The organism is Paenibacillus sp. YAE3 (genome assembly GCF_057546105.1).
Genome location: NZ_BAAIYF010000010.1, coordinates 79,789 through 103,558, shown reverse-complemented (window position 1 = coordinate 103,558; position 23,770 = coordinate 79,789). Strand labels below are relative to the sequence as shown.

General features: G+C 53.6%; 21 protein-coding genes. 4 read left to right on the top strand and 17 right to left on the bottom strand.

Annotated features, from left to right (window positions below; translation table 11 throughout):
• Positions 1–12: 12 nt before the first annotated feature.
• From hisS to AC27KL_RS19705, 5 genes are all read right to left on the bottom strand, one after another.
• The gene (hisS, locus tag AC27KL_RS19725; RefSeq protein WP_036711216.1) at positions 13–1,269 is read right to left on the bottom strand and encodes a histidine--tRNA ligase; all 1,257 of its coding nucleotides are present in this window, start codon (positions 1,267–1,269) and stop codon (positions 13–15) included.
• A 641-nt stretch (positions 1,270–1,910) separates the two neighbouring features.
• The gene (locus tag AC27KL_RS19720; RefSeq protein WP_487170739.1) at positions 1,911–2,384 is read right to left on the bottom strand and encodes a hypothetical protein; all 474 of its coding nucleotides are present in this window, start codon (positions 2,382–2,384) and stop codon (positions 1,911–1,913) included.
• A gap of 143 nt (positions 2,385–2,527) precedes the next feature.
• The gene (locus tag AC27KL_RS19715) at positions 2,528–2,689 is read right to left on the bottom strand and encodes a hypothetical protein (RefSeq protein WP_156124606.1); all 162 of its coding nucleotides are present in this window, start codon (positions 2,687–2,689) and stop codon (positions 2,528–2,530) included.
• 67 nt (positions 2,690–2,756) lie between these two features.
• Positions 2,757–3,206: a D-aminoacyl-tRNA deacylase gene (gene dtd, locus AC27KL_RS19710; protein WP_487170738.1), complete on the bottom strand. Its 450-nt coding sequence runs from the start codon at positions 3,204–3,206 to the stop codon at positions 2,757–2,759.
• A gap of 34 nt (positions 3,207–3,240) precedes the next feature.
• Entirely contained in the window at positions 3,241–5,421 is a 2,181-nt protein-coding gene (locus AC27KL_RS19705) for a RelA/SpoT family protein (protein ID WP_339323912.1), read from the bottom strand.
• 308 nt (positions 5,422–5,729) lie between these two features.
• Between AC27KL_RS19705 and uraA the strand changes: the two genes are divergently transcribed.
• Positions 5,730–7,034: a uracil permease gene (uraA, locus tag AC27KL_RS19700; protein WP_487170737.1), complete on the top strand. Its 1,305-nt coding sequence runs from the start codon at positions 5,730–5,732 to the stop codon at positions 7,032–7,034.
• Between the two features lie 110 nt (positions 7,035–7,144).
• Here uraA and AC27KL_RS19695 read toward each other — a convergent pair whose 3' ends face one another.
• The 10 genes from AC27KL_RS19695 to AC27KL_RS19650 form a co-directional block, all read right to left on the bottom strand.
• Positions 7,145–8,686, bottom strand: a complete 1,542-nt coding sequence (locus tag AC27KL_RS19695; RefSeq protein WP_487170736.1) for a DUF4127 family protein — start codon at positions 8,684–8,686, stop codon at positions 7,145–7,147.
• A gap of 46 nt (positions 8,687–8,732) precedes the next feature.
• Positions 8,733–9,578 (bottom strand): carbohydrate ABC transporter permease, encoded by an 846-nt coding sequence (locus AC27KL_RS19690; RefSeq protein WP_339325070.1) that lies wholly within the window; start codon positions 9,576–9,578, stop codon positions 8,733–8,735.
• Entirely contained in the window at positions 9,578–10,459 is an 882-nt protein-coding gene (locus tag AC27KL_RS19685) for a carbohydrate ABC transporter permease (RefSeq protein WP_487170735.1), read from the bottom strand. Before AC27KL_RS19685 ends, AC27KL_RS19690 begins: the two co-directional genes overlap by 1 nt.
• A gap of 19 nt (positions 10,460–10,478) precedes the next feature.
• Complete coding sequence (locus tag AC27KL_RS19680; protein WP_487170734.1) at positions 10,479–11,804, bottom strand: ABC transporter substrate-binding protein; 1,326 nt, start codon at positions 11,802–11,804, stop codon at positions 10,479–10,481.
• Between the two features lie 388 nt (positions 11,805–12,192).
• On the bottom strand, positions 12,193–12,711 hold the full coding sequence (locus AC27KL_RS19675; protein ID WP_036711201.1) for an adenine phosphoribosyltransferase: 519 nt from the start codon (positions 12,709–12,711) through the stop codon (positions 12,193–12,195).
• A gap of 39 nt (positions 12,712–12,750) precedes the next feature.
• Positions 12,751–15,153 carry a single-stranded-DNA-specific exonuclease RecJ gene (recJ, locus tag AC27KL_RS19670; protein ID WP_487170733.1) on the bottom strand — a complete coding sequence of 801 codons (2,403 nt, stop codon included), beginning with the start codon at positions 15,151–15,153 and terminating at the stop codon, positions 12,751–12,753.
• A gap of 56 nt (positions 15,154–15,209) precedes the next feature.
• Positions 15,210–16,166, bottom strand: a complete 957-nt coding sequence (locus AC27KL_RS19665; RefSeq protein WP_487170732.1) for a cation diffusion facilitator family transporter — start codon at positions 16,164–16,166, stop codon at positions 15,210–15,212.
• A gap of 177 nt (positions 16,167–16,343) precedes the next feature.
• Positions 16,344–17,252 carry a protein translocase subunit SecF gene (gene secF, locus AC27KL_RS19660; protein ID WP_487170731.1) on the bottom strand — a complete coding sequence of 303 codons (909 nt, stop codon included), beginning with the start codon at positions 17,250–17,252 and terminating at the stop codon, positions 16,344–16,346.
• Positions 17,242–18,513 (bottom strand): protein translocase subunit SecD, encoded by a 1,272-nt coding sequence (gene secD / locus AC27KL_RS19655; protein ID WP_339323905.1) that lies wholly within the window; start codon positions 18,511–18,513, stop codon positions 17,242–17,244. Before secD ends, secF begins: the two co-directional genes overlap by 11 nt.
• A 163-nt stretch (positions 18,514–18,676) precedes the next feature.
• Positions 18,677–18,919, bottom strand: coding sequence for a post-transcriptional regulator (locus AC27KL_RS19650; protein ID WP_036711300.1), 243 nt, complete (start codon positions 18,917–18,919; stop codon positions 18,677–18,679).
• 319 nt (positions 18,920–19,238) lie between these two features.
• Between AC27KL_RS19650 and spoVB the strand changes: the two genes are divergently transcribed.
• The gene (gene spoVB, locus AC27KL_RS19645) at positions 19,239–20,792 is read left to right on the top strand and encodes a stage V sporulation protein B (protein ID WP_487170812.1); all 1,554 of its coding nucleotides are present in this window, start codon (positions 19,239–19,241) and stop codon (positions 20,790–20,792) included.
• A gap of 3 nt (positions 20,793–20,795) precedes the next feature.
• Here the strand turns inward: spoVB and AC27KL_RS19640 are convergent, their stop codons facing one another.
• Positions 20,796–21,575: a YetF domain-containing protein gene (locus AC27KL_RS19640; RefSeq protein WP_487170811.1), complete on the bottom strand. Its 780-nt coding sequence runs from the start codon at positions 21,573–21,575 to the stop codon at positions 20,796–20,798.
• Positions 21,576–21,821: 246 nt separating this feature from the next.
• Between AC27KL_RS19640 and AC27KL_RS19635 the strand changes: the two genes are divergently transcribed.
• On the top strand, positions 21,822–22,214 hold the full coding sequence (locus tag AC27KL_RS19635; protein ID WP_339323902.1) for a TIGR04086 family membrane protein: 393 nt from the start codon (positions 21,822–21,824) through the stop codon (positions 22,212–22,214).
• 75 nt (positions 22,215–22,289) lie between these two features.
• Positions 22,290–23,132 (top strand): phosphatase PAP2 family protein, encoded by an 843-nt coding sequence (locus tag AC27KL_RS19630; RefSeq protein WP_487170730.1) that lies wholly within the window; start codon positions 22,290–22,292, stop codon positions 23,130–23,132.
• Between the two features lie 235 nt (positions 23,133–23,367).
• On the opposite strand, the gene yajC is transcribed toward AC27KL_RS19630, so the two are convergent.
• The gene (gene yajC / locus AC27KL_RS19625) at positions 23,368–23,709 is read right to left on the bottom strand and encodes a preprotein translocase subunit YajC (RefSeq protein WP_339323900.1); all 342 of its coding nucleotides are present in this window, start codon (positions 23,707–23,709) and stop codon (positions 23,368–23,370) included.
• Positions 23,710–23,770 lie beyond the last annotated feature (61 nt).

Genomic DNA, 23,770 nt, shown 5'->3' with positions numbered 1-23,770 from the left:
TATTTGGTATGCCTATTCGGCGATTTCCTTTAGTTTCGTTGCAAGCTCGCTCAGTTTTACCGTCTGCTGTTCGCCGGTCGCCATCGATTTCAGCGCGATTTCGCCCCGCTGCAGCTCATCGTCGCCGAGGATCGCCGTCACTTTGGCGTTAAAACGGTCCGCGGATTTCATTTGAGCCTTCATTTTTCTTCCCAGGTAATCGCGTTCGGCCGACAATCCTTCCTTGCGGACGAGATACAGCAGCTTCGTGATTTCCCGGTCGGCCGCTTCGCCGAGCGCGACGAAATAAACGTCCAGCGGTTTAACGGCGTTCAGGTCGATTTCCTGCTTTTCGACGATCAGCAAGATGCGCTCGAGCCCGAGCCCGAATCCGATCCCCGGCTGATCCGGCCCGCCGATTTCGCCCACGAGGCCGTTGTAGCGGCCGCCGCCGCCGATCGTGTCGATCGCGCCGATGCCCTGCGCTTTATATTCGAAAGCCGTATGCGTGTAATAGTCAAGGCCGCGAACCATACGGTGGTTCACCTCGAAATCCACGTCCATATCCGTCAAATACCGTTTGACCTGTTCAAAGTGGGTCGTGCATTCCTCGTCCAAACTGTCGAGAATCGAAGGCGCGTCGACGAATTTGTCCTGATCGACCTTGCAGTCCAGCACGCGCAACGGATTTCGCTCCATCCGCGATTGGCAGTCCTTGCACAAACGGTCCTTCATCGGAGTGAGGAATTCCAGCAGCTTTTCGCGGTATGCCGCGCGGCTCGCCGGGTTGCCGACGGAGTTGATCTCTACCTTCACGCCCTGCAGCCCTAGTTCTTTGCAGAACTGGTAACCAAGCGATACCACTTCCGCATCGATCGCCGGATCGATCGCGCCGAAGGCTTCGACGCCAAACTGGTGGAACTGCCGATAACGGCCGGCCTGCGGACGTTCGTAGCGGAACATCGGTCCGATGTAATACAGTTTGCTGACGTCCGGTTCCCCGTAAAGCTTATTCTCCACGTAAGAACGGACGACCCCCGCCGTTCCCTCCGGACGAAGCGTCATGCTGCGGTCGCCTTTGTCCTTGAACGTGTACATTTCTTTTTCGACGATATCCGTCGTTTCGCCGACGCCGCGTTCAAACAATTCCGTCTGCTCGAACATCGGCGTGCGGATTTCGCGGTAATTGAACCGCCGGCACAAGTCTCTGGCTTTTTCCTCGACGGACTGCCATTTTTCCACGGTTCCAGGCAAAAAGTCCTGCGTGCCTGTCGGTTTTTGGTAAGCCATCGTTCTACCTCCTGCTCCATGTATTTTTCGCAAATTTCGCAGCAAAGCTCAACATTTGCCAAAATACGGTTTTGAATGTTTCTTTTCGTATTTCAAATCGCTTATCAAAGTACGGGCCAAAAGCCGCCGGGTATGCAAAAAATCCCTCGCCCTGCCGCTTCAATAAGCAAACAGGGACGAGGGATTGGATCGATCAATCTCCCGTGGTGCCACCCACATTCCGGACCCGCTGATATAGCGCATCCGCTCATACGTTTAACGCCCGTTACGCGCAGCACGTCTACTGGCAAGGATCGCACAGATTCCTCGGTTTTCGACGCGTGTTCTCGGGGAAGTCATTCATCCGGTCATCCATAGAATCCTTCCAGCCTAAGGGATTCCTCTCTGCATGGTGGGGCGCGGACTACTTGGTCCCGTCATCGAATCGGTTTTTGGATTATTTTTAGATTGTAATGAACTGCTTTACTAAAGTCAAGGGGCAGGCAAAAGAAAAACCTACAATCCGATTGTAGGTCCAAAAGACTTTATATTAAAAAAGGGGGTCATGCTGTTATTATAAGCAGGCTATATTAAAGGATGATGAAGCTTATATTACAGTTATATTACAAATAAGAAACCGCTTTAAAAAGCCCGGCTTTTACTCATTCCTCAAAGATTTCGACGTGACCTCCGTGATTGCGCAGCGTGTTGACGACTTTTGCATAATCCTCATCCCGCACTTTGCAGGAAAGCACGTATTCAAGATCATCGTAACGATCCGCGTACAAATCCATGGAATCCGGCAGCAGCACGTCTTCCGCGGTCCGGTTGTCCACCGGTGATTCCCCGGCTGCATCGCCATCCCGGTCTCGCGCGCCCTCGTCATCATCGACCGACATTACCACCGGAGGAGTATAGGCCGCCCCGGAAACGCCGGCAGCCGATGCGGAACCGGTCGATACACCATTGCCTGTCATCCCCGCCGGGGCAAACGGGAGCAGAATCCGCCTGTTGCCTTCCAGCGCAGTCCCGAGCCGGCCGACCTCCAAATGCTCCGTCTCGATGCCGATCAATTTCGTTTTCGCTTGCTCGGCGTCGTCTTCCGTTTTGAAGTATGCCTGAATTTGTTTCGACATGATCATTGCCTCCTTTTCCGGAAGGATTCTGGTTTGCCTTTATGCTCTGTAATTACCCCAAAGAAAACCGGTGTAACCATCATTTAAAAAAGCAGGGTTCCGATATGCCGGAAGCCCTGCTTTGCATGGGTACTGTTCGATTGTTAACGCTGGCGGTAAGGCAGCGATCCTTTTCCCTTGTCGTATCCATGCCATAAAGGAAAAGGAATTTTCCCTGCCTGCTCCAGCTTGACCGCTTCTTTCACGGATTCAAGCGGAATAAGCGGCAGCTGCTTTAGGGCAGATCCTTGGAAAGATTGGCGCATAAATAGGACGGCTCCTTCGGATAATTGCTGATGTTCTATATTTCAGCATTCCCTTGGGGACGCCGGTTTATGCCGTCGTTTTGCTGTCGATGATCAACGTGACGGGACCCCAGTTCGTAAACGCGACATCCATCATCTCGCCGAAAATGCCGGTTTCGACCTGCAGCCCTTTGGCGGACAGCTCGCGGTTAAAACGTTCGTACAGCTCAAGCGCCCGATCGGCTTTGGCCGCAGCCATAAAATTCGGACGTTTGCCTTTGCGGCAATCGCCGTAGAGCGTAAACTGCGAGATGGACAAAATCCCCCCGCCCACATCGGTGACGCTGTAATTCATTTTGCCTTCCCCGTCCTCGAAAATGCGCAAGCCCGCGACCTTGTCGGCCAAATATTGCGCATCCTTTTCCGTATCTTCATGGGTAACCCCTACGAGGACCATCAAACCTTGGCCGATCCGGCCGGTAATTTCTCCGTTCACGGTAACCTGCGCTTCCTTGCAGCGCTGAACGACGACTCTCATGCTGCGATTCCCTCCGCTTGCTGAATGATGAATGTTATTGAATGATCCGGTGCACGGTATAAACGTCTTTGACGCGTTTGATCCGCTCCACGACCGAATGGAGATGATCCGTGTTGCGGATCAGGATGGTCATGTGGATCAGCGCCATCTTGTTTTTGTCCGAACGTCCGGTGACGGCGGAAATGTTCGTTTTGCTTTCGGATACCGCCTGAAGCACCTCGTTCAGCAGGCCGTTGCGGTCATGGCCCGTAATTTCGATGTCGACGCTGTAATTCGCTTCGATTTCCGTCTCCCATTCGACCTCGATCACGCGGGCTGCATCCTCGCTTTCCTCCGACGCCTGAATGTTCGGGCAATCCGAGCGGTGTACGGAAACGCCGCGTCCGCGGGTAACGTAACCGACGATATCGTCCCCCGGAACAGGGTTGCAGCAGCGCGCAAAACGGACCAGCAAATTGTCGATTCCTTTGACGCGCACGCCGTTGGTCGGGCGGGATCGTTTTTCCGACGGGGCTTTGATTTCCTTTTTCTCCGACGTCAGTTCCAGCAGATTGGCTTCTTCCTGCTCTTTGCGGAGGCGTTCCGTCAAGCGGGTGCAAATCTGGGCGGCCGTGATGCCCCCGAATCCGATGCCTGACAGCATGTCCTCCACGTCGTTGAAGGCGAACTTTTTGGCGACTTCCAGCAGCTTGTCGTCCGTGGTCCATTCGGCAGGATCGAGCCCGCGGTTTTTCAGCTCGCGTTCGATCATGTCGCGGCCTTTTTCGACGTTTTCTTCGCGTTTTTCCTTTTTGAACCACTGCTTGATTTTGCTTCTGGCGTGGGAAGACTGGGCAATCTTCAGCCAGTCCCCGCTGGGTCCGTAGGAGTGCTTGGACGTCAGGATTTCGACGATGTCTCCGGTTTTCAAGCGATGGTCCAGCGGCACGATCCGCCCGTTCACCTTCGCTCCGATCGTACGGTTTCCGACCTCCGTATGGATCCGGTAAGCAAAATCCAGAGGCACGGATCCTGAAGGCAGCTCAATAACCTCGCCCTTCGGAGTGAACACGAATACGAGGTCCGAAAAGAAATCCATCTTAAGGGATTCCACGAACTCGGAAGCATCCTTCGCTTCATGCTGAAGCTCCAAAATTTCCCGGAAGAAAGTCATTTTATTTTCAAAATTGCCTCCGGCCGGCGTCGTCCCTTCCTTATACGCCCAGTGAGCCGCGATCCCGTATTCGGCCGTCCGGTGCATATCCCACGTCCGGATCTGCACTTCCGTCGGTTCCCCGTTGGGGCCGACCACCGTCGTATGAAGCGATTGGTACATGTTGGCCTTCGGCATGGCGATGTAATCTTTGAACCGTCCGGGCATCGGCTTCCATAACGTATGAATGATGCCGAGCGTGGCATAACAATCCTTGATGTTGTCGACGATGACCCGGATCGCGATCAGGTCGTAAATTTCGTTAAACTGCTTGTTTTTGGACGTCATTTTGTTAAAAACGCTGTATATATGCTTCGGCCGGCCGGACAGATCGCCTTCGATCCCCATTTCGTCCAGCTTTTCGCGGATTTTGGCGATGACGTTTTCGACAAACTGTTCCCGTTCGGCGCGTTTTTTATGAATCAGGTTGGCGATCCGGTAATATTGCTGAGGGTTGAGATAGCGAAGCGACAGGTCTTCCATTTCGCTTTTGATCGCCGAAATACCGAGCCGGTCCGCGATCGGGCAAAAAATTTCGAGCGTTTCGTACGCGATCCGCCGCTGGCTCTCCTCCGACTGGTATTTTAAAGTACGCATATTATGAAGCCGGTCCGCAAGCTTAATCACGATGACCCGGATATCCTGCGCCATGGCGATAAACATTTTGCGGTAATTTTCGTTCTGCTGCTCTTCTTTGGAACGGAACTGGATACGCTCCAGTTTGGTCAATCCGTCAACCAGCATCGCGCAGGCGTCGCCGAACTTGTCCCGGATTTCTTCCAGCGATACGGTCGTATCCTCAACGACATCATGCAGCAGCGCAGCGACGATGGATGTCGTATCCATCATCAAGCCCACGACAATTTCTGCAACCGCCAGCGGATGCAGAATATAGGGTTCGCCGGATTTGCGCACCTGTCCGTGATGAGCTTGCTCCGCAAATTCATAGGCTTCGCGGATGCGGCTCAAATCCGGTTCTTTGATATAGGCTCCTGCCTTTTCAAGTAATCGCTCTATGCCCATTCTAGTCGTTTCCGTTTCCCTTCTATATGAAATAGAACCCGCAAACGTTTATCCTAAGCAGGTTCCCTGGTCAAATAAGATTTCCTATAATTATGACGCTTGAAAGGCTCCGCGTCAATATTTCGTGCCAGGAACAGGGAGGTTTGGACGGAACATTCCGGTGTTTTTGGTTTTTCGTCAATTTTTATCATCGAATTTGGCCATAATCACATAAAAAAATGATTGAAAAATGTCGGCATCTTAGCTAATCTAGTTCATTGAATGCAATTCGAGATACGAAAATATTTCATATTTAGGAGTGAAGAACCTTGCAACGCGAAATTCAAGTCCATGAAAGGCTTCCGCTTGGCCCGGGATTCCTTCTCAGCCTGCAGCACCTGTTCGCCATGTTCGGCAGCACGGTCCTCGTGCCTAACCTGTTCGGCGTCGACCCCGGCATGATTTTGCTGATGAACGGCATCGGCACCCTGCTGTACATTTTGATCTGCAGCGGAAAAATCCCCGCCTACCTCGGCTCCAGCTTCGCGTTTATTTCGCCCGTACTAGCCGTCCTGAATCATAACACGGACAATTACCCGCTGGCTCTCGGCGCTTTTATCGTCACCGGCATCATTTTCATCGTCGTCGGACTGATCGTGCAATACGCCGGAACGAAATGGATCGACGTCGTTTTCCCTCCCGCGGCCATGGGCGCCATCGTCGCTACGATCGGCCTTGAACTCGTGCCTACTGCAGCCGGCATGGCCGGCCTGATCCCGAAGGACGGCGCTTCGGCGGATTGGTTTCATCCGAACGCGGTGATCCTGTCCATGACGACGCTTGGCGTCACCGTCATCGGCGCGGTGCTGTTCCGCGGCTTCCCGAAGATCATCCACATCCTGATCGGGATCGTCACCGGATACGCGGTCGCCTATTTTATGCCGGGCATGATCAACAAAAGCGCCATCGCAAGCGCGCACCTCTTTTCGATGCCGACGATCACCACTCCTAAATTCGATATGAATGCGATCCTTACTATCATTCCTGTATCGCTGGTCGTCATCGTCGAGCATATCGGGCATTTGCTGGTCACAAGCAACATCGTCGGCAAAGACTTGTCCAAAGATCCCGGCCTGAACCGCTCTTTGCTCGGTAACGGCATTTCGACCGTCCTGTCCGGATTCGTCGGCTCTACCCCGAACACGACGTACGGCGAGAACATCGGGGTGATGGCGCTGACCAAGGTCTACTCGGTGTTCGTGATCGGCGGGGCCGCCGTCATCGCCATCGTGCTGTCCTTCTCGGGCACGTTTTCTTCGGTCATCGCAAACATCCCGGAACCCGTCATGGGCGGCGTGTCGCTGCTGCTCTTCGGGGTCATCGCCGCTTCGGGCCTGCGTATTTTCGTCGAGCAAAAGGTCGATTTTTCGAAACCGACGAACATGATCCTTGCCACGCTCGTGCTGGTCGTCGGCATCAGCGGCGTGCAGCTCGATATCGGCAACGTCCATTTGAAAGGGATGGCGCTGGCAACGATCGTGGGCATGTTGCTGAGCTTGTTCTTCAAGCTGATTGACGTGCTTGGCCTTTCCAACGAAAAAAACGACGAACTTGTTGAAAAGACTCCAGACTGATCCCAAATAAACAGAGCCGGACAAGCCCTTGTAAGGGGCGCTGCCGGCTCTGTTTTTTATGCCTTTGCCAAATCCGAATAAACATGCCGGGGCTGGAACCCGATGCAGTCTTAGCCTTCCTCATCCGGCGGATAATAACGAACGCTTAGCCCCGCTTCAAAGGTCCGGTTCCACGGCAGGAAGCAATCCGTTATTTCGACGCGTCCCCCGCTTCCGTCAATGCGCTGCCGGAGCTCATCCGCCAGGCGCTCCCGCACCAGCCGGGCAACTTTTCCCCGCGGTCCGTCCAGCTGAAATCGGCTGAGCCCCATCGCTTCGACATCGCATTGATTCAGTTTCGTGCGGACGACGGTGCAGTAACACAAATCCTCCGCGTAGCGCAGACCCAAAAAATCCAGATGCTGCGGCGTCCGGCCGAAACGAAGATACAAAAACGACTGCGCGATGACCGTTCCCAGCGTATTTCCGCTCGTGTTCCAGCCGGCATAACCCGCCAATTCGAAGAGAAGACCTTTGTGCTTCAGCAGCTTCAGCAGTTTGCGATCCGCACCGTTTGCGTAAGCCACATCGGCTACGGCCACGGGTTTTCCTTTGCGGCGAAGCATGTAATCCCCGTATTCGGCCAGTTCGACGATGTTCCGGGATACCTCGTCACTCCAATCGGGCTCCTCTTGAACGGATGCTTCCGCCATCGTCTCCCCGGGCGTGTTCACGAGCAGCACGAGATCCGCCTCGTCTGCCGAGGACGCCATCAAACCGCCTGCGGCCATGATTTGGCATTTCAGGCTTTCGTGGAGAACGCGGTCCTCGTACAGCGGGGTTACCCAAGCTCCCCGGGAGGCGGCCAGCCTCGCATACACGAGCGGAACGGCGTTCAGGCTTTCGTTGACCATTCTGGCCAGCAGCGTGCAGCCGACTTCGTCCGCTCCGGGGTACATGTACGTTTTCAGCTCCAAATCGAGCTCCGAGATCAGGGCCCGCACCTTCTGCTGGTCCTTTGCCGTGTACCCGTAAAGCGCCGCATCGTCCTGCGGGATGACCATAAAATCGATGACGCCATCGGCAGCGAGCCGAAGCGCGTAGTCGATCGCCCCGATGTTGACGGATCTGCGGTGCAAATAATCCTCCAGAACGCCGGCGGGAAGACGGCTGTCGATCTTCGCCAGCTCCTCCAGTTCCCCGGGGGCAGCGAGCCCCAGCTCCGACCGATGGCCGATGTATCCTTTCCGGAAAATATCCCGCCCCCAATCGGCGTAATAATCCGGTTCCTCGTCGGAGGACGAATATTGGGGACAGCGCATGATCAGCTGAAAGGCGAATATGTTCAGATCCGGATTGCGCTCCTTCAGCCCCCGCAGTTTTTGCAGACGTTCCCTGAGCTGCGGTTCTTCCATAGGATGCAGCCTGGATGGGACGATGCCGCCGTACAGCAGCGTATCCAGCGCTATGACGGCGCCGTCCGCATCCGCAGTCTGTTCCTCAAGCCAGGCCCATAACCGGTCCGTGTCCCCCGGCCTTTTTTTCAGTCCCATCATCTCCATGGGCGGGCGCGCCATGCGGACGCCGGTTCCCTGCGCCAGCAGGTAAGGAAATTGGTAATTGCAAGGCCGTTCATCCAGCGGCATATAGACGATTTTGTGCAGCTTCCCCATCGCTTAACAAGCTCCCTTTTTCATATAAAAGTCCATCCCCCGCCGCCTAGCCTTTGATCGCTCCCGCGATGCCCTCCATATAATACCGCTGCGTAAACAGGAATACGATGATGATCGGCAGCACCGAAATCATCGTCCCCGCCGCGATCCAGCCGAAATTATAAGAAAACTGTCCGTTCAGGAACGTCAGCGCCGCGGCAAGCGGATACTTCTGCGGATCGTCCAGCACGACGATCGGCCACAAAAAGTTGTTCCAAAACGCCATCATCTCCAGCAATGAGATCACCGCGATCGCCGGTTTGACGAGCGGCAGCACGAGCTGCCACCATATCCGGTACTCGGAGGCGCCGTCCATTTTGCCCGAATCCCGGATGTCCGTCGGAACGCTCAGAAAGGTCTGCCGCATCAGGAAAATGTTGAACACCGAAACGGCCGAAGGCAGCACCACCCCAAGAAAAGAACCTGTAAGATGCAGCCACTGGATGGTCAAATAGTGTACGATCATGGCCGTCGAAGACGGAATGATCATCGTCGCCACCAGCAGCCCGAACACGAAATTTCTGCCTTTGAAGCGGAAGGTCGCAAGCGGGTAAGCCGTCAATGCGGATAAAACGACATTGCTGACCACCCCTAGCGCCGTAATGACCACCGTGTTGTAAATGTATTTCGGAAAACTCATGAACTGCCATACTTTCACGTAGTTATCGAAATCGATAAACGTCGGCAAAATAGCCGGAGGATTGGCAAACACGTTTTTGCCGGGCATCAGCGACACGCTGAGCAGCCACAGAAAAGGTCCCATCATAAATAAGGCCAGCGCCAGCAGCAGGACGTACACGACCGCAAGCCGCACGCCCGTCAACCATTTTTTTGCATAAGTCGTCGTCGCCATCAATAGGGATGTACACCCCCTCTGCGGTTAAAGCGGAAGACAAGCACGCTGAGCGCGCCGATCAGGACGCTTACGATCAGCCCCAGCGCCGACGCATACCCGAAGTTGAACTGCTCCAGGCCTTTTTGGAAAATGTAAACGCTGGAGGTTAACGTCGAGTTCCCCGGACCGCCTTTGGTCAAAATGTAGACCTCGTCGAATACTCTGATAGCCCCCATCAGCGAAATCAGCGTGCAAAACAGGATATGCGGCCGAAGCAGCGGCACGGTGATGCTCCAAATCGAACGCCAGCGGCTCGCGCCGTCCACCCGGGCGGCCTCGTACAGATCCGAGGGGATGCCCTGCAGTCCCGCCAAATAAAGCATCATGTAGTATCCGAGCCCTTTCCACATCGTAATGAACATGAGGACGAACAACGCGGTGCTGCTGGTCGACAGCCAGGAAACCTGTTCATGGATAAGCTCGATTTTCATCAGCAGGAAATTGACGACGCCGTTGCTGCTGAGCAGCCAGCTCCAGATCAGGGCGACGGCCACCATCGAAGTCACGACCGGGATGTAATAGGCCGTACGGAATATTTTGACGCCGGGTATGTTCCCGTTCACCAAAATCGCCATCAAAATCGATAAAACCTGGATCACCGGCACGACGATGACGTACAAAAGCGAATTCCACAGCGAAATCAAAAAATTATGATCCTGAAAAGCCTTCACGAAATTATCCAAGCCAACATAGTGGGTTTCGGAAATGACGGAATAATCGGTAAAGGACAGCGGAATCCCGTAAATGATCGGCCAAAATACAAACACCGCTATTAGAGCCAGCCCGGGCGCCATAAACGTCCAAGCTGAGAAGGCTTCCGAACGCACCCATCTGCGCATGCCGCATTCACCGTCCCGTTTACTTTTTCAACACCTGATTGACCTCCTGCTCCATGGCGTTCAGCGTGGAAGCGATGTCGGCGTCGTTCAGCATGATTTTTTGCAGGCCTCTGGCGATCGCCCCGTTGATATCCGTTGCGTTCGGCACGCCGACCATATAATCGACCGCTTTATCCAGGCTGTTGGCCGAAGCGATTTTGGCCTGGGCTTCCAGCGTGTTGTCCGACTGCGTAAAAAACGGATCCTTAATGGACTCCTTCGTAGACGGAAGCGTATTGGCCGCTTTGGCAAACGCCGTCTGGTTATCCGCATTCGTAATGAACGCCGCAAACTCCACCGCTTCCTTCGGGTGCTTCGACTTCGCGGGCACGACGACGTTCATGCTGTTCGACAAGCGCACATCGGCTTTGCCTGTCGGAAGCGGAACCGCAACCGTATTTTTGTAAACGTCCGGTGCCGAGGTTTTCAGGAAGTTGATGAACGTCGGGCCTGCGATTTCGAAAGCCATCTGTTCGCTGGAATAATATTGGATCTGCTTCGTGAACGGAACATCCTCCTTCATGATGACGCCGTCGGCGATTTTCTGTTTCGTTTTTTCGAGGATCGCTTTCGTTTCCGGCGTATTAAATGCGGCTGCGCTTTTGTCCTCGTTCAGGATCTTGATGCCTTCTTTCGGGAACAGGTTGGAAACCCACTGCGTCGCATATCCCGTTTTCCCCGTTTTTTCCTTGATCTGTTTGGCCCAGGCGATCAGCTCATCCTGCGATTTCGGCGGATTTGCCGGATCCAGGCCGGCCGCCTTGACGATTTTGGTGTTCATGAAAAGAACTTCGGTGCCGGTGTACCAAGGGAGGGCGTAGGCTTTTCCGTCGATCACGGTGGAATTGAAGATGCCGTCAAAATAAGACTTCTTCTGTTCATCGGTCAAAAAGGCGTTCAGATCGGTTACGGCGCCTTTGGAACCCATTTGGCTCGCGAATTCCGTGTTCAAGTTGACCACGTCCGGACTGGATCCGCTGGCAATGCTGGTAAGCAGCTTGTTGGTAACGGCATCGTAAGGATAGTCCTTCCAGTCGACGGTTACGCCCTCATGGCTTTTTTCGTATTCCGAGATCAGGTTATTGAAATAATCCGTAAAGGTCGGCTGCAGCGAGATCGTCCAAAATTCCAATTTCACCGGCTCCGCTTTGCTGACGTTTTCTTGCGTTTTTCCGTCGCCGTTTTCCTTCGTCGTTCCACTGCTTTCTTTCGGGCTTGCTCCACCTCCGCCGCAGGCGCTCAGCATAAACGACAACAATAACACGGACAACACAATGACAGACATTCCCTTTTTGTTCATTTTCATGTTTTCGGCTCCCTTTCCATGATTGTCGGCAGACATTCCTTTGGCTTGAGGATAAAAACGGCGGAACGGCATCATCTTTTGGGGCAGGAGAAGAAAATCGGGATACTCAGAGAATTTCTTCTGTTTATTATAAAAATATGAAGTTTTTATCCTCTCTTATAACACTATTTCGTATCGCCGCCGAGCATTCCAACAATCTGCGTACAACCCGGGGAAAACTGGTCATGACGGCGGCCATGCCGGCGAGTGGACAACACCCCTATTCCATGTATATTTGCGGCACAAAGCAAAAAATACCTTCAGGTCTGAATCGACCCGAAGGTATTCCTAATATTTCCCGGGAAAACGTGAGTCCCGGACAATCCTTATAAGTATTCGCTATTGGCGATTAATCTTCGTATTCCATGAGGGAGAACACTTCGATCCCAGGCAGCTTCTCGCGTCCGTTCAGAGCCGAAAGCTCGATCAGGAACGCTGCGCCGACGACATTCCCTCCCAGCTGCCGCACGAGGTTGACGGAAGTCGAAATCGTGCCTCCGGTCGCCAGCAGGTCGTCCGCAATCAGCACGTTTTGTCCTTTGCGGATCGCATCCGTATGCATCGCAAGACGGTCTTTGCCGTATTCCAAATCATAACCGACCTCGATCGTCTCGTATGGAAGCTTCCCGCTTTTACGGATCGGCGCAAAACCGACGCCAAGCGCATAGGCCAGAGGAGCGCCTACCACGAATCCGCGCGCTTCGGGACCTGCAATCACATCGATGTTCAGAGCGGAAACCATTTGTTTAAGGTCGTCGATGGCTTTTTTGTACAGCTCTCCGTTCTGAAGCAATGTGGTAATATCCTTGAAGCTGATCCCCGGCTGCGGGAAATCGGGAATGACCCGAATATGTTTCTTGTAATCCAAATAAATCTCCTCCTAAGTGTTATACGAAAGGTCATGCGTTTAGCTGGCGCCTTCCAAACGGGATATCATCCAGCTCGTGCATTGGGATGTGCCCGCATACAGCAAATGTTGCTCCATTTCGGCCAGGCTGCCCAATGCGGAGAAATGCGCTGAACTGCTCAGTTCGCGTTTCGGCGGTTTCGGAATGACCACGATATGGCCGTCACGGCGTTCAATAAACGAAAGCTCCTCGAATACGTCCATCATCATCGATACCATACGCAATGTCGCGGAGGACTGCTGGCTGAGACGGAGAAGCGCTTCCTTCTCCCTGATCGGCTCAGCAGCCATCCGCATCAGCAATACATACAGCAGTTTGAATTGGTCCCGGCTCGGCACGGTCAGCTTCTCCGCCTGATTCCGTCCCGAGTGAAGCAGGAACAGGTTGGAGAGGTTTTTGAACGTGGCAAGCAGCGTATCGAGCTGATCCGCGGAGTCGGGCACGTGTATCATAAACAAAGTCGTAATCTGGTCAGCGTCATAGGTATGGGCCGCGTCGTTATATGCCGAAATTCCAGCATTCTTATCATATACCCAAAGGGTGCAATCATTCAAATGCAATTTCGGGGAACTTTCGAGGCGCGGATTAAACACGGCTGCGATCTGTTTGCGGTCCAGCCGCATATGCGGCGATATCCGGTCGTAGATTTGCTGGACGAGCCTCCATGGCTCTTTTGCATCCCTCAAATCGAACACTTGCGGTCCCACGATCCGCATATCCTGCAGCATCAGCTGCGGCTTCCGCGACCCGTTCCATTCGTTGACCGAAACCTCGGCCAGAATGTCCAGGGTCATTCCCTCTTCCAGCACGTCCGCCAAATCTCCCCTGCCGAAAGCCACGGCTTCCATCCGCGCGCCGTCCTGTCGGACGACCAGCTTCAGATGTTTACCGTCTTTCCCCATCTTTCTCGTTTCGACGAGCCGGGTTCCGCGGAAAATGAGCTTCGGCACCGGATTGGCCATGCCAAACGGCGCCAGCATCTCCATTTCGTCGATGACGTCCAGCGGAACGTCGGATAATTTCCATTCGCCGTCCGCAGCCGTGACGGGAATATAATCTTCTTCCGTCATCGCTGCGGCGGCAAACCGGTTCAAAGCTTCTTCAAACGCTTGAAGCTGATCCTTGTGCAGGCTCATGCCGGCTGCCGACGGGTGCCCGCCGTAATGGTCCATCAGGTCTTTGCAGGAGGTCAGAGCTTCGTAAATGTCAAGCCCCGGGATGGATCTCGCCGAACCTTTGCACATCCCGGTTTCGGGATCGATGCCGAGAATAATGACCGGGCGGTAATAACGTTCCAAAATTTTTGAAGCGACGATGCCCACGACGCCAACGTTCCAGCCTTCGCCTGCCAGAACGATCACGTCCGGAACGCTGCCGTCCGTACATTTATGCTGCAGCTGCCCAAGCGCCTCTTCGACGATCGATTCGACGACCTGCTGCCGTTCCTTGTTCAGTTCGTCCAAGGCATGGGACAGACGCTGCGCTTCGTCCGCATCATCGGACGTCAGCAAAGCCACGGCGGAACCGGCATGGTCCAGCCGGCCGCTGGCATTGATTCTTGGCGCCATCCCGAATGCCACGTTCGTGGCCGTAACCGATCCCATTGCAATCCCGCTGACCTCCATCAGGGCGCGAATTCCCGGAAACGAGGTGCGACGCATCGATTCCAGTCCGCGGCTGACCAAAATGCGGTTTTCCCCGGTTAACGGCATCAGATCCGCGATCGTGCCGATCGCAACGATTTCGGTCCATTCCACCGGGGGTTCCCCGAGTATGGCCTGGGCCAGTTTATAAGCTACGCCGACGCCCGCCAATCCTTTGAACGGATAAGGGCAACCCGGCTGCTTCGGGTTGATGAGGGCATACGCCTCGGGAAGCACTTCGGGCGCTTCGTGGTGATCCGTCACGATCACGTCGATGCCAAGCGCGTTGGCATAGGCGATTTGCTCTACCGCGCTTATGCCCGTGTCCACCGTTATAATCAGGCTGACGCCTTGCTGATGGGCCCAATCCAGCGCATGGTTATGTAACCCGTAGCCTTCATTGGAACGATGCGGAATGTAAATATCGAAAGAGGCCTTCAAATGCCGCATGAAAAAAATCATTAATGAAGTGCTGGAAACGCCGTCCGCATCGTAGTCCCCGTATATGAGTATATGTTCCCCTTGTTCAACCGCCTGCCGAATCCGCGGTACGGCTTTATCCATGCCGCGGAGCAAATACGGATCATGCAAAGCGTCAAGGCTGCCCCCGAGAAACATCTCGGCATCGTCCAGGCTGGTGATGCCTCTGGAGGCCAGCAGCGAAGCGGTCAATGGGGATACCGAAAGCTGCTTAGCCAAAGTTCGTGCGGTCTCTTCGTGTCCGGAAGGAGTCTGCCACGAATATTTTGATTCAAACAATCGTCTTCACCTTTCTTTCCCTGCCGGCTTGCGCCTTCGATGCGCGATGAAACGCGTTATTGAAGCAGCGTCGGCATGTCATTATCCGTAAGCTGATGATTGGATTTGTACGGATAGCCGGGATCATAAGGAACGACTTGGATATTCACGTCACTGATATGCACGAAGCGGTTCATCAGCAGTTTTTTGGCCCGCTCCGCGATTTCGTTTGCTTCTAGCACCGTAATGCGGGGATTGACGCTGATTTTCAGATCAACGGTTACGTAATGTCCTTGCTCCCTGGCCTTCAAATCGTCGACGGTGATGATGCCGTGTACCCGCTGCACGGTCTCGATGAAATTCAGAGAGTCCTCCTGCTCGGTTTCCTCCACAAGCGAACCGTAAACGGATGTCACGATCATCAGGTACCCTTTGCGGAGCACCAAAGCCGCCACGATCAGAGCAGCAACCGGATCCATGTACATCAGCGCTTTCACCTGCAAACCGTCGCCTGCCAAGGACAAAAAGACGCCGATGCAGACGGTCAATGATGTATACAAGCTAAAGCGATGTTCTTCGGCATAAGCGGTATGATTCCCGTCGCCTTGCTTTTTCGAATAGCGGTATTGAAATTGAAAAATGGCTTCCTTTACGGCCAACGACACAAAAATGGCGATGAGCGTAAACGATTCCGGTATGTCGATGGTTCCCGAAGCGATTTCCCGAATGGAAGCGATCGCGATCTGCAGCCCTCCCATCAGAACAAGCACCGCAAAAATGATCGCAAACAAAGGCTCCGTTCGGTGCGAGCGTTTCGGCTGCTTGCCTGCGCCCCAAGCTTTGGCGGACATGCGGCGCGGAATGAGCCGGTTCAACGCGGTCACCGCATCGGAAGCGGAATACAACGCATCGCCTAGCAATGCCTTGCTTCCCCCGAAATAACCTAATGTCCCTTTAAGAACGGCAAGCGACAAATCGCCGATCATTCCCGCCCAGGTGACCGTATCGGAAGAATGTGAACGCCCTGTGCTCATGTTTGCCTCCTCTCCGGCAGTCCCAACATGCCGATTCTTTTCTTGAAATGGATGTCATCCGCGCGGTTATGACGCACCCGCATCCGTTTCTTCGAGGTGAATAAGCCATTGATGAGTTCCACATGGAAGATCGAAAGCCGCGTCGCATGGGACGCGGCTTTCACCTGTACAAGAACCTTACGCTTTGGAAGGCTTGACCGCTTTCCGGTTAGGTTTTTGCTTGTACTTAAAGAACAGCCACAGCGGGCTTGCGATGAAGATCGAAGAGTATGCCCCGAAGATCAGGCCGATGACCATGGCCAGCGAGAACATTTTGATCGATTCTCCGCCGAACAGGAACAGGAAAAACGCGGCGATAAATACCGTAAACGCCGTATACAAGGAACGCATCAGCATTTGGTTGACGCTGTGGTTCAGCAGTTTGGCCAAATCCTCGCGCGTCTTCTGCTTGCCGAAACGCAGGTTTTCGCGGATCCGGTCGAAAATAACGATCGTATCGTTGATCGAGTAACCGATGATCGTCAGCACCGCGACGATGAACGTCAGGCTGACCTCCAGCCGGAAGATGGAGAAGATCGCTACGACCATAAACGCGTCATGCAAAAGCGCGACGATAGCCGCTAACGCGAACCGCCATTCAAACCGGATACTTACGTATATGATGATCCCGATACAGGATATGAGTACGGCATAGATCGCATTCCGGCCGAGCTCCTTGGCCATTTCCGGATCAACGGTGTTGATTTCGAAGGATGCAGACTTGTCCAGCTTCTGAATTTCAGCTTTCAGCTTTTCGTCCTGATCCTCCTTGAGCACTTTCGTGAAACGGATGTTCACCCGCTGATCCCCCGGCGTGATATGCGCGTCTTCTTTGGCCACTCCGATGGCGCTGAGCACCGGCTGTATCTCTTCAGCCGTCACGTTTTTGGACAGCTTCACGTCCACGTTCGAACCCGCGCGGAAATCAACGCCGTAGTTCAAACCGAAAGCGGAAAGCGCGATAATGCCGGCGATCGTCAGCACGATCGAAAAGATAAAGGCCGGCTTGCTGAGCTTCACGAAGTCGAATTCTCTCTTAAAGTGCATTGATCTCACTCTCCTTTACCCCGAACTGCTTCGGTTTTTTGAGCAGCTCGCCCTTGACGAGCAAACTAAGCAGGAAGTGGGTCAAATACACGTTCGTCAAAATGCTCAGCACGATTTCGACGATCAGGACGAGGGCGAAACCTTTGACGGCGCCTGTCCCAAACGCGAACATCACCGCACCGACGATAATCGTCGTAATGTTCGAGTCCAAAATCGTGCGGAAGGAGGATTTGTTCCCCGCTTTGACCGCCGAGGTGATGCTGCGGCCGTTGCGGATTTCTTCCCGAATCCGTTCGTTTGTGATGATGTTCGCGTCGACGGCCATCCCGATCCCGAGAATAAACGCCGCGACGCCCGGAAGGGTCAGCGTAAAGTCGGCCCAGACGAACACCAGGATGAGCAGCCAGGTATGCACGATCAGCCCGAAGCTGGCGATGATGCCCGGCAAACGGTACATTGCGATCATAAAGAGCAGAATGACGATGGAACCGATGATGCCTGCTTCGATCGTTTTTTGCAGCGACTGTTTGCCCAGCGTCGCGCCTACGCTTTGAGAATATTTTTCGGTCAGTTTCAAAGGCAGGGCGCCCAGATTGATCGTGTCGCGGATTTGTTTGGCTTCTTCGATCGAATAGCTGCCGGAAATTTGGGCTTTGCCGTCGGTCAGCTCTTGACGGACCGTCGGGTCGGACAGCATGTTGTCATCGAGGAAGATCGCCAGGTTTTTGCCGATCAAACGTTTGGTGACATCCGCGAATTTCTTTTTGTCCTTCACCTTGATATCGATGACGGGCTGGTTGAGTTGGTCGTAGCCTACGGAAGCTCCGTTTTCGACAAAATCGCTGCCGACCAGCTCGACCTTACAATATATATCTTTCGGTTGCGCGTTTTCCGCAGGCGCCTTGCAGCCATCCGCGCTGCGGAATGTCAGCGAGGCCGGCTCCTTCATTTTCTTTCTGACTTCGGCTTCGTTGGTTACGCCTGCGATTTTAAGGCGAATCCGGTTCGTACCTTCAGTGGTTACTTCGGGTTCGCTGGTACCAAGCGCATTGGCGCGCTTCTCCAGGCTTTCCGCCGTACGCGTGAGGGACTGTTTCGTAATCTTTTGTCCCGCTTCGAGCGGCGAAGCTTCGTACAAAATCTCGAAGCCCCCTTTAAGATCAAGACCGAGCCGGACGCCGTTCAGCAATCCCGGAGTCGACCAGGCCATGATTCCCGCAGCAACGAGCACGACGATGATGAAAGTAGCAATTCTTTTCATGCCGTTCCTAGTTCCCCTTTCGTTCTCAATATTCCTATTATAGCCATGCGTCAAAAAGCAGTCAATTTATCAATATTTGTCGTTTCCGCCCGCCGGGAGGTTTTCCGGATCTTGAAGAGAGGCCTTATCCGCTTAGCCGCCAACCTGAAAAAGTTCCTCTCCATTAATCGAAAGAGGAACCTTTATATGCAGATATGGTCATAAAGTTCATAAATGTCGTTACCTTCAGAGAGAGAATATCGTTGGTCAGCTTATACAAAGGAGGAATGCCTTCCTTTTCGTATTTGCTGCTGATGCAGTTCCAGATGTCTTTGCTGGTCACATGTTCATAACCGATAAGCCTGAATTCCTCCGCCTTGCTCCGGCAAAACGCCTCAATGGCGGCATCCATCTCGCTTTCGCTCATATATTCCGGGCTCACTGGCGCACCCTCCTCCCCGTCTCCCTGGTGTCTTCCTGCCAAGTTATACTTTTATACTACCACATTCGACCCCGCTTGGCCCCATTCCTTCTTTTGGATTGCAAGACTTTTTTCGGTTTTCGCCAAACCCTCGCGCAAAAATGTCCTGGTATGAATGGACGAGTCCGGCATATCCATATACAAAAGGTCTGTCGCAACGCATGCAGCAGCAAAAGAGCTGGCACGGAAAAAGGGAGTGGCGCATTTGAACAAGCTAACACCTCGCACGGGGACATCGAAAAAGCAGACGTTTATCCAAGGCACGATGATTTTGCTCGCCGCCGGGATCGTCAACAGGATTTTGGGATTTATTCCCCGCATCGCCCTGCCCCGCATCATCGGGGCCGAGGGCGTCGGCATTTACCAGCTCGGATATCCTTTTTTCCTGGTGCTGGTCACCATCATCACCGGCGGGATTCCGCTTGCGGTGGCCAAGCTGATATCCGAAGCGGAAACGGAGAACAAACCGCAAAATTCCGAATTCGTCCTCCGCGTCAGCCTGATGCTGACCGTCGGTTTGGGCATTTTGTTCATGGCGCTTTCCGTCTGGCTTGCGCCCTGGGTGACGAGCCATATCCTGACGGATTCGCGCGTCTACTACACGTTTATCAGCATGAGCCCGATGCTTGTCATCGTTGCCGTATCATCCGTTTACAGAGGCTATTTTCAAGGCAAGCAAAACATGATCCCTTCCGCCGCCTCAAGCATCATCGAAACCGTGGCCAGAATCGGCTGCACGTTATGGTTCGCTTATCTGCTGCTGCCCAAGGGGATTGCTTATGCCGCGGCAGGAGCGATGCTTGGGGTAACGGCCGGCGAATTTTTCGGGCTGCTCGCCCTGTTATGGCAGTTCCGCAAGGAGCGGCCAATGATGGCCAAAACCGAAAAAGGCTCGCGCAATCAAGCGTCAAGCCCGGGTTTGTTTTCTCGTTTGATGGGCATCAACATTCCGGTGACGGCAGGCAAGCTGGTCGGTTCCTTTTCTTACCTGTTCGAATCGATTATCACCGCGCAAAGCCTTGCCATCGCAGGCATCGCCACGTCCGTCGCCACCGCGCAATACGGCGCGCTGCAGGGCATGATCATTCCCGTCCTGCTCCTGCCCGGCGCCTTGACCTCTTCGCTGGCCGTATCGCTGGTTCCATCCCTTTCCGAAGCGGCTGCCCGCAAAGACCGGTTGACGATCCATAAGCGGCTCAACCAAACGATCCGGCTCGCCTTGGTTACGGGCGCTCCTTTCTCCGTGATCATGTACGTGCTCGCCGAACCGCTTTGCCGGCTGTTGTACAACAGCGCGGACATCGCGGGGATGCTGCGGATGCTGGCCCCTTTTGCGCTTTTCGTCTATGTACAGGCCCCGCTGCAGGCCGCGCTGCAGGCATTGGACCGCCCCGGTAGGGCGCTGTTCAACACGCTGGTCAGCGCTTCGATCAAGCTGTTTCTGATCTGGTATTTGTCTTCCCAGCCGGAATACGGCATTTACGGCGCCGTCATCGCGATCATCATCAACAGCATCGTCGTCACCGTCCTTCACGGGTTTAGCATCAGCCGGCTGCTCGCTTACCGCTTCAAGCTTTTCGACATGGTGAAACTGCTTTGCGCCATGCTCATCATGGCTGCCCTAACGACGTATGCCTTCCGCCATTTTCCGTTTGCCGGCTTCGGATGGATTCAGCTTTTTGCATCGGCGCTCGTTGGCGTGGCTGCGTTCCTGGTCACGGTTTTTGCCGTGAAGCTGGTCTCGCCGCGCGACGTGAGAAGAATGCCGGTCATCGGCAAATGGTTCGGCTCGGACGAGCCGAGGAAACCTGCGGCATAAGGTTTATTTCGGGTCGACGTATACCTTGCCGTTCGGGTCGATCGAGCATAAAAATACGTCCTTGAACTCTTTGACGCCATGCTGCTGAATTTGATGTTTAAGCCAAAACCGGTTTTTTCTCAGCTTCCGCAAATTGTCGTCCTGCACTTTTCCGTCCATGATCAGCGGAACGGGAAGCACGCCGAAACTGAAGGTTCCGGCCGGGGCAAAAAAGAGCTTTTTCGATCTGGATCCGCCGTTTGCCGCAATCTTCCCCGCCTGCCGCGGATTTGCGGGTCGTTTTGTCTCGGGCTGCGCCCAAGCCGTGCCGCCGCTTGTTCGGGGATCGTTCCCGCCAAACGGCTGCCGGGTTTCCTCGCGCGAAGCGGAAGGGGATTTGGGAATGACCGTCAGCTGTCCGGAGTTTTCCAGAATGGCAAATTCGACGTCCGCGATGTTTTGGATGTTTTTCCCGCGCAGCTGGAGCAGCAAATCGTCCAGATTGTACCGCTGTTTCCGCATCTCCTCCCGGTTGAGCTTGCCCTTGGCCACAAGAATGCTCGGCTCGCCTTCGAACCATAAACGCACTTTCCTGCTCTTCAGGCTGACGATGGCGATGATCAATTGGATGATGACCAGCGTGATCATCGGCACGATCCCGTCGAAAACCGGGCGCTTGATATCTTCCAGCACAAAAACGCCGATTTCGGCGATCATGATGGAAATGACGAGATCGAAAATCGAAAGCTTTCCGATTTCCCGTTTTCCCATAATCCTTAAAGTCAGATAGATGACAAAATACATGAGTACCGTCCGAAATACGGTGACCAAAATGTGAGCAGCCACACCCAAGCCCTCCCTTTGATGCGATATGGTTGGAAGATATATGGGTATTTTGGCCTTCGTCCATTTCAGGCATGCACTGCCGCGCGGATTAATAATTGGAAAATTACTTGTACTACCCCGGGAGGCTTGGACATAGATTTACATTAACTTATGGTTTAGGGGATTGACGAAAAAAATCCTAGAATGATGAAGGGGGTTCCTGTTATGCACATGATCCGGCGCGTGCTTTCTTTTCGGATCGCAAATCCGATTCTGTCCGGGCTCTACTATTCTTTTTTCTGGATGATGCTTGGCGCGCTTGTCCTTTCTCTCCTGCTGTGGTCCAGCGGCATGGACGAACAAAGCCTTTCCCGCTACATTTATGTAGTCCATGCGGTTGCATCGTTGTTCGGGGGGATTGTCGCAGGCAAGCGGGCAGGAAAAAGAGGCTGGTACCAAGGCGGCCTGACGGGCATTTTGTACGGCGCGCTGATCATCATGATCGGTTTTCTCGCGCTCGACAGCCATTTGCAGACGGGGGATCTGCTGCTGCTTGCCGCGGCGTTTGCCTCGGCGGCCATCGGCGGCATGTTCGGCGTGAACCTTAAAAATAAGTGAATCGATAAGGCCTCTCCTCTTGAAATATGGTACACTAAGTTCACTTGATTCTTACAAGAGGAGGCTTTTTCTGATTTGATATACCAATCCATGCAGGGAATATCCATCGCCTCGGCGGTCGCCGTGATTCTGCTGATCTGGCTGGGTACGCTCCGCAACCCGTTCAAAGCGGCCTACCTGTTTATTAAAGAGCTGCTTACTTCGCGCAAGTTTTTGCTGCTGTTCTTCATCATGGTAGGGATTCTTCTGCTGAACAAATATGAGCTGCAGATCGAAGAAAACATGAATTACCATAAAGATTTCACGCCTTGGGTATTCGGCTTGGAAGGACATTTCGTGCAGCATTTTCAGAACTTTTTCCACAGTCCGTACCTTACGCCCGTCCTCGTTTTTTTCTACGTGGTGGTTTTTCAATCGCTGCTTGTCGCATCGCTTGGCGTTTATGTTTCCGATCAAAATAAAGTGTTCGTGCTGGCCACCTGCTTCGCGATTATCATCAATTATACGGTCGCGATTCCGTTTTACCTGTTTTTCCCGGTCAATGAGGTGTGGTCTTACCCGCCATCCGGAGCGTCATTCCTCATGCTGGAGGTCTTTCCGAACTTCGAGCAGGAGTACAGGCCTTTATCCGGCATCAACAACTGCTTCCCAAGCCTCCATACGTCCATTTCGGTAACGATGATGGTTTTGGGATTGCGTTCCGGCAACAGACGCTTCGGCATCATGACGACGGTAAGCGCCATCATCGTGATTTTCAGCATCTTCTATCTGGGTATTCATTGGCTCACGGATATGATCGCCGGCACCATACTCGGCCTCATCGCTTCCAATGCGGGCATTCTGTTCGCCAAGCTTTCCTTGCGAAGCCAAAACGAATCCCTGCTTCACCGGCAGCGCAAAATGTTCGGCGGATTGTAATAACGAGAGTTATATACTTACAACTGATAAAAGAGGCGGCTCCCTGAACGGGAACCGCCTCTTTGGTTCGGCTAACGATGCTGCATTTTCGCTGCGATAACCGATTTCATCATGCCGTTGGACGCTTCAAAGAAAGCGGCATAGGGATTTTTCCGCATACCCGCTCCATTGTCGCTTATTGGTCATGATGAATGGAATTCATAAGTAATCTTGTGATTCGTTATGTCGCTGCAGCTTATTTTTCGCCTTCTGCCGCCGTGCTGATCGCATGGCTGATGGAATTCCGGTCGAACGTCAGTTTCGTGACGTCATTGACGCGCAAAACGACGATGTCGTCCGTGATTTCCATGATCGTCCCGTGAAGGCCCCCGATCGTAACGACCTTATCCCCTTTTTTCAATGCGCTGAGCATCGAGTTCCGGGTTTTCTGTTTCTTTTGCTGCGGACGAATAAGCAGGAAATAAAAAATCGCAAACATCAACACGAGAGGCAAAATCAAGCTGAGGAAGTTGCTTCCGCCGCTTGCCGCGCCGCCTGCGCCTGCCGCAATTTCAAAACTTTCGAATTTTTCGAACATCCCTTTCCCCCCTTTCATGGATTAACCCCGTCGTTTCAGTTTCAGCTGCTTCCGAAAAACC

Bases quoted from the DNA above. Each gene is read 5' to 3' on its own strand.
- AC27KL_RS19665 (WP_487170732.1), bottom strand. From the start codon at position 16,166: ATGAGCACAGGGCGTTCACATTCTTCCGATACGGTCACCTGGGCGGGA.
- AC27KL_RS19695 (WP_487170736.1), bottom strand. From the start codon at position 8,686: ATGGGGAAGCTGCACAAAATCGTCTATATGCCGCTGGATGAACGGCCT.
- secF (WP_487170731.1), bottom strand. From the start codon at position 17,252: ATGCACTTTAAGAGAGAATTCGACTTCGTGAAGCTCAGCAAGCCGGCC.
- AC27KL_RS19685 (WP_487170735.1), bottom strand. From the start codon at position 10,459: ATGCGCAGATGGGTGCGTTCGGAAGCCTTCTCAGCTTGGACGTTTATG.
- AC27KL_RS19680 (WP_487170734.1), bottom strand. From the start codon at position 11,804: ATGAAAATGAACAAAAAGGGAATGTCTGTCATTGTGTTGTCCGTGTTA.
- AC27KL_RS19650 (WP_036711300.1), bottom strand. From the start codon at position 18,919: ATGAGCGAAAGCGAGATGGATGCCGCCATTGAGGCGTTTTGCCGGAGC.
- yajC (WP_339323900.1), bottom strand. From the start codon at position 23,709: ATGTTCGAAAAATTCGAAAGTTTTGAAATTGCGGCAGGCGCAGGCGGC.
- hisS (WP_036711216.1), bottom strand. From the start codon at position 1,269: ATGGCTTACCAAAAACCGACAGGCACGCAGGACTTTTTGCCTGGAACC.
- AC27KL_RS19715 (WP_156124606.1), bottom strand. From the start codon at position 2,689: ATGCGCCAATCTTTCCAAGGATCTGCCCTAAAGCAGCTGCCGCTTATT.
- spoVB (WP_487170812.1), top strand. From the start codon at position 19,239: ATGATTTTGCTCGCCGCCGGGATCGTCAACAGGATTTTGGGATTTATT.
- AC27KL_RS19690 (WP_339325070.1), bottom strand. From the start codon at position 9,578: ATGGCGACGACGACTTATGCAAAAAAATGGTTGACGGGCGTGCGGCTT.
- dtd (WP_487170738.1), bottom strand. From the start codon at position 3,206: ATGAGAGTCGTCGTTCAGCGCTGCAAGGAAGCGCAGGTTACCGTGAAC.
- secD (WP_339323905.1), bottom strand. From the start codon at position 18,513: ATGAAAAGAATTGCTACTTTCATCATCGTCGTGCTCGTTGCTGCGGGA.
- AC27KL_RS19635 (WP_339323902.1), top strand. From the start codon at position 21,822: ATGCACATGATCCGGCGCGTGCTTTCTTTTCGGATCGCAAATCCGATT.
- AC27KL_RS19705 (WP_339323912.1), bottom strand. From the start codon at position 5,421: ATGGGCATAGAGCGATTACTTGAAAAGGCAGGAGCCTATATCAAAGAA.
- AC27KL_RS19720 (WP_487170739.1), bottom strand. From the start codon at position 2,384: ATGTCGAAACAAATTCAGGCATACTTCAAAACGGAAGACGACGCCGAG.
- AC27KL_RS19640 (WP_487170811.1), bottom strand. From the start codon at position 21,575: ATGTATTTTGTCATCTATCTGACTTTAAGGATTATGGGAAAACGGGAA.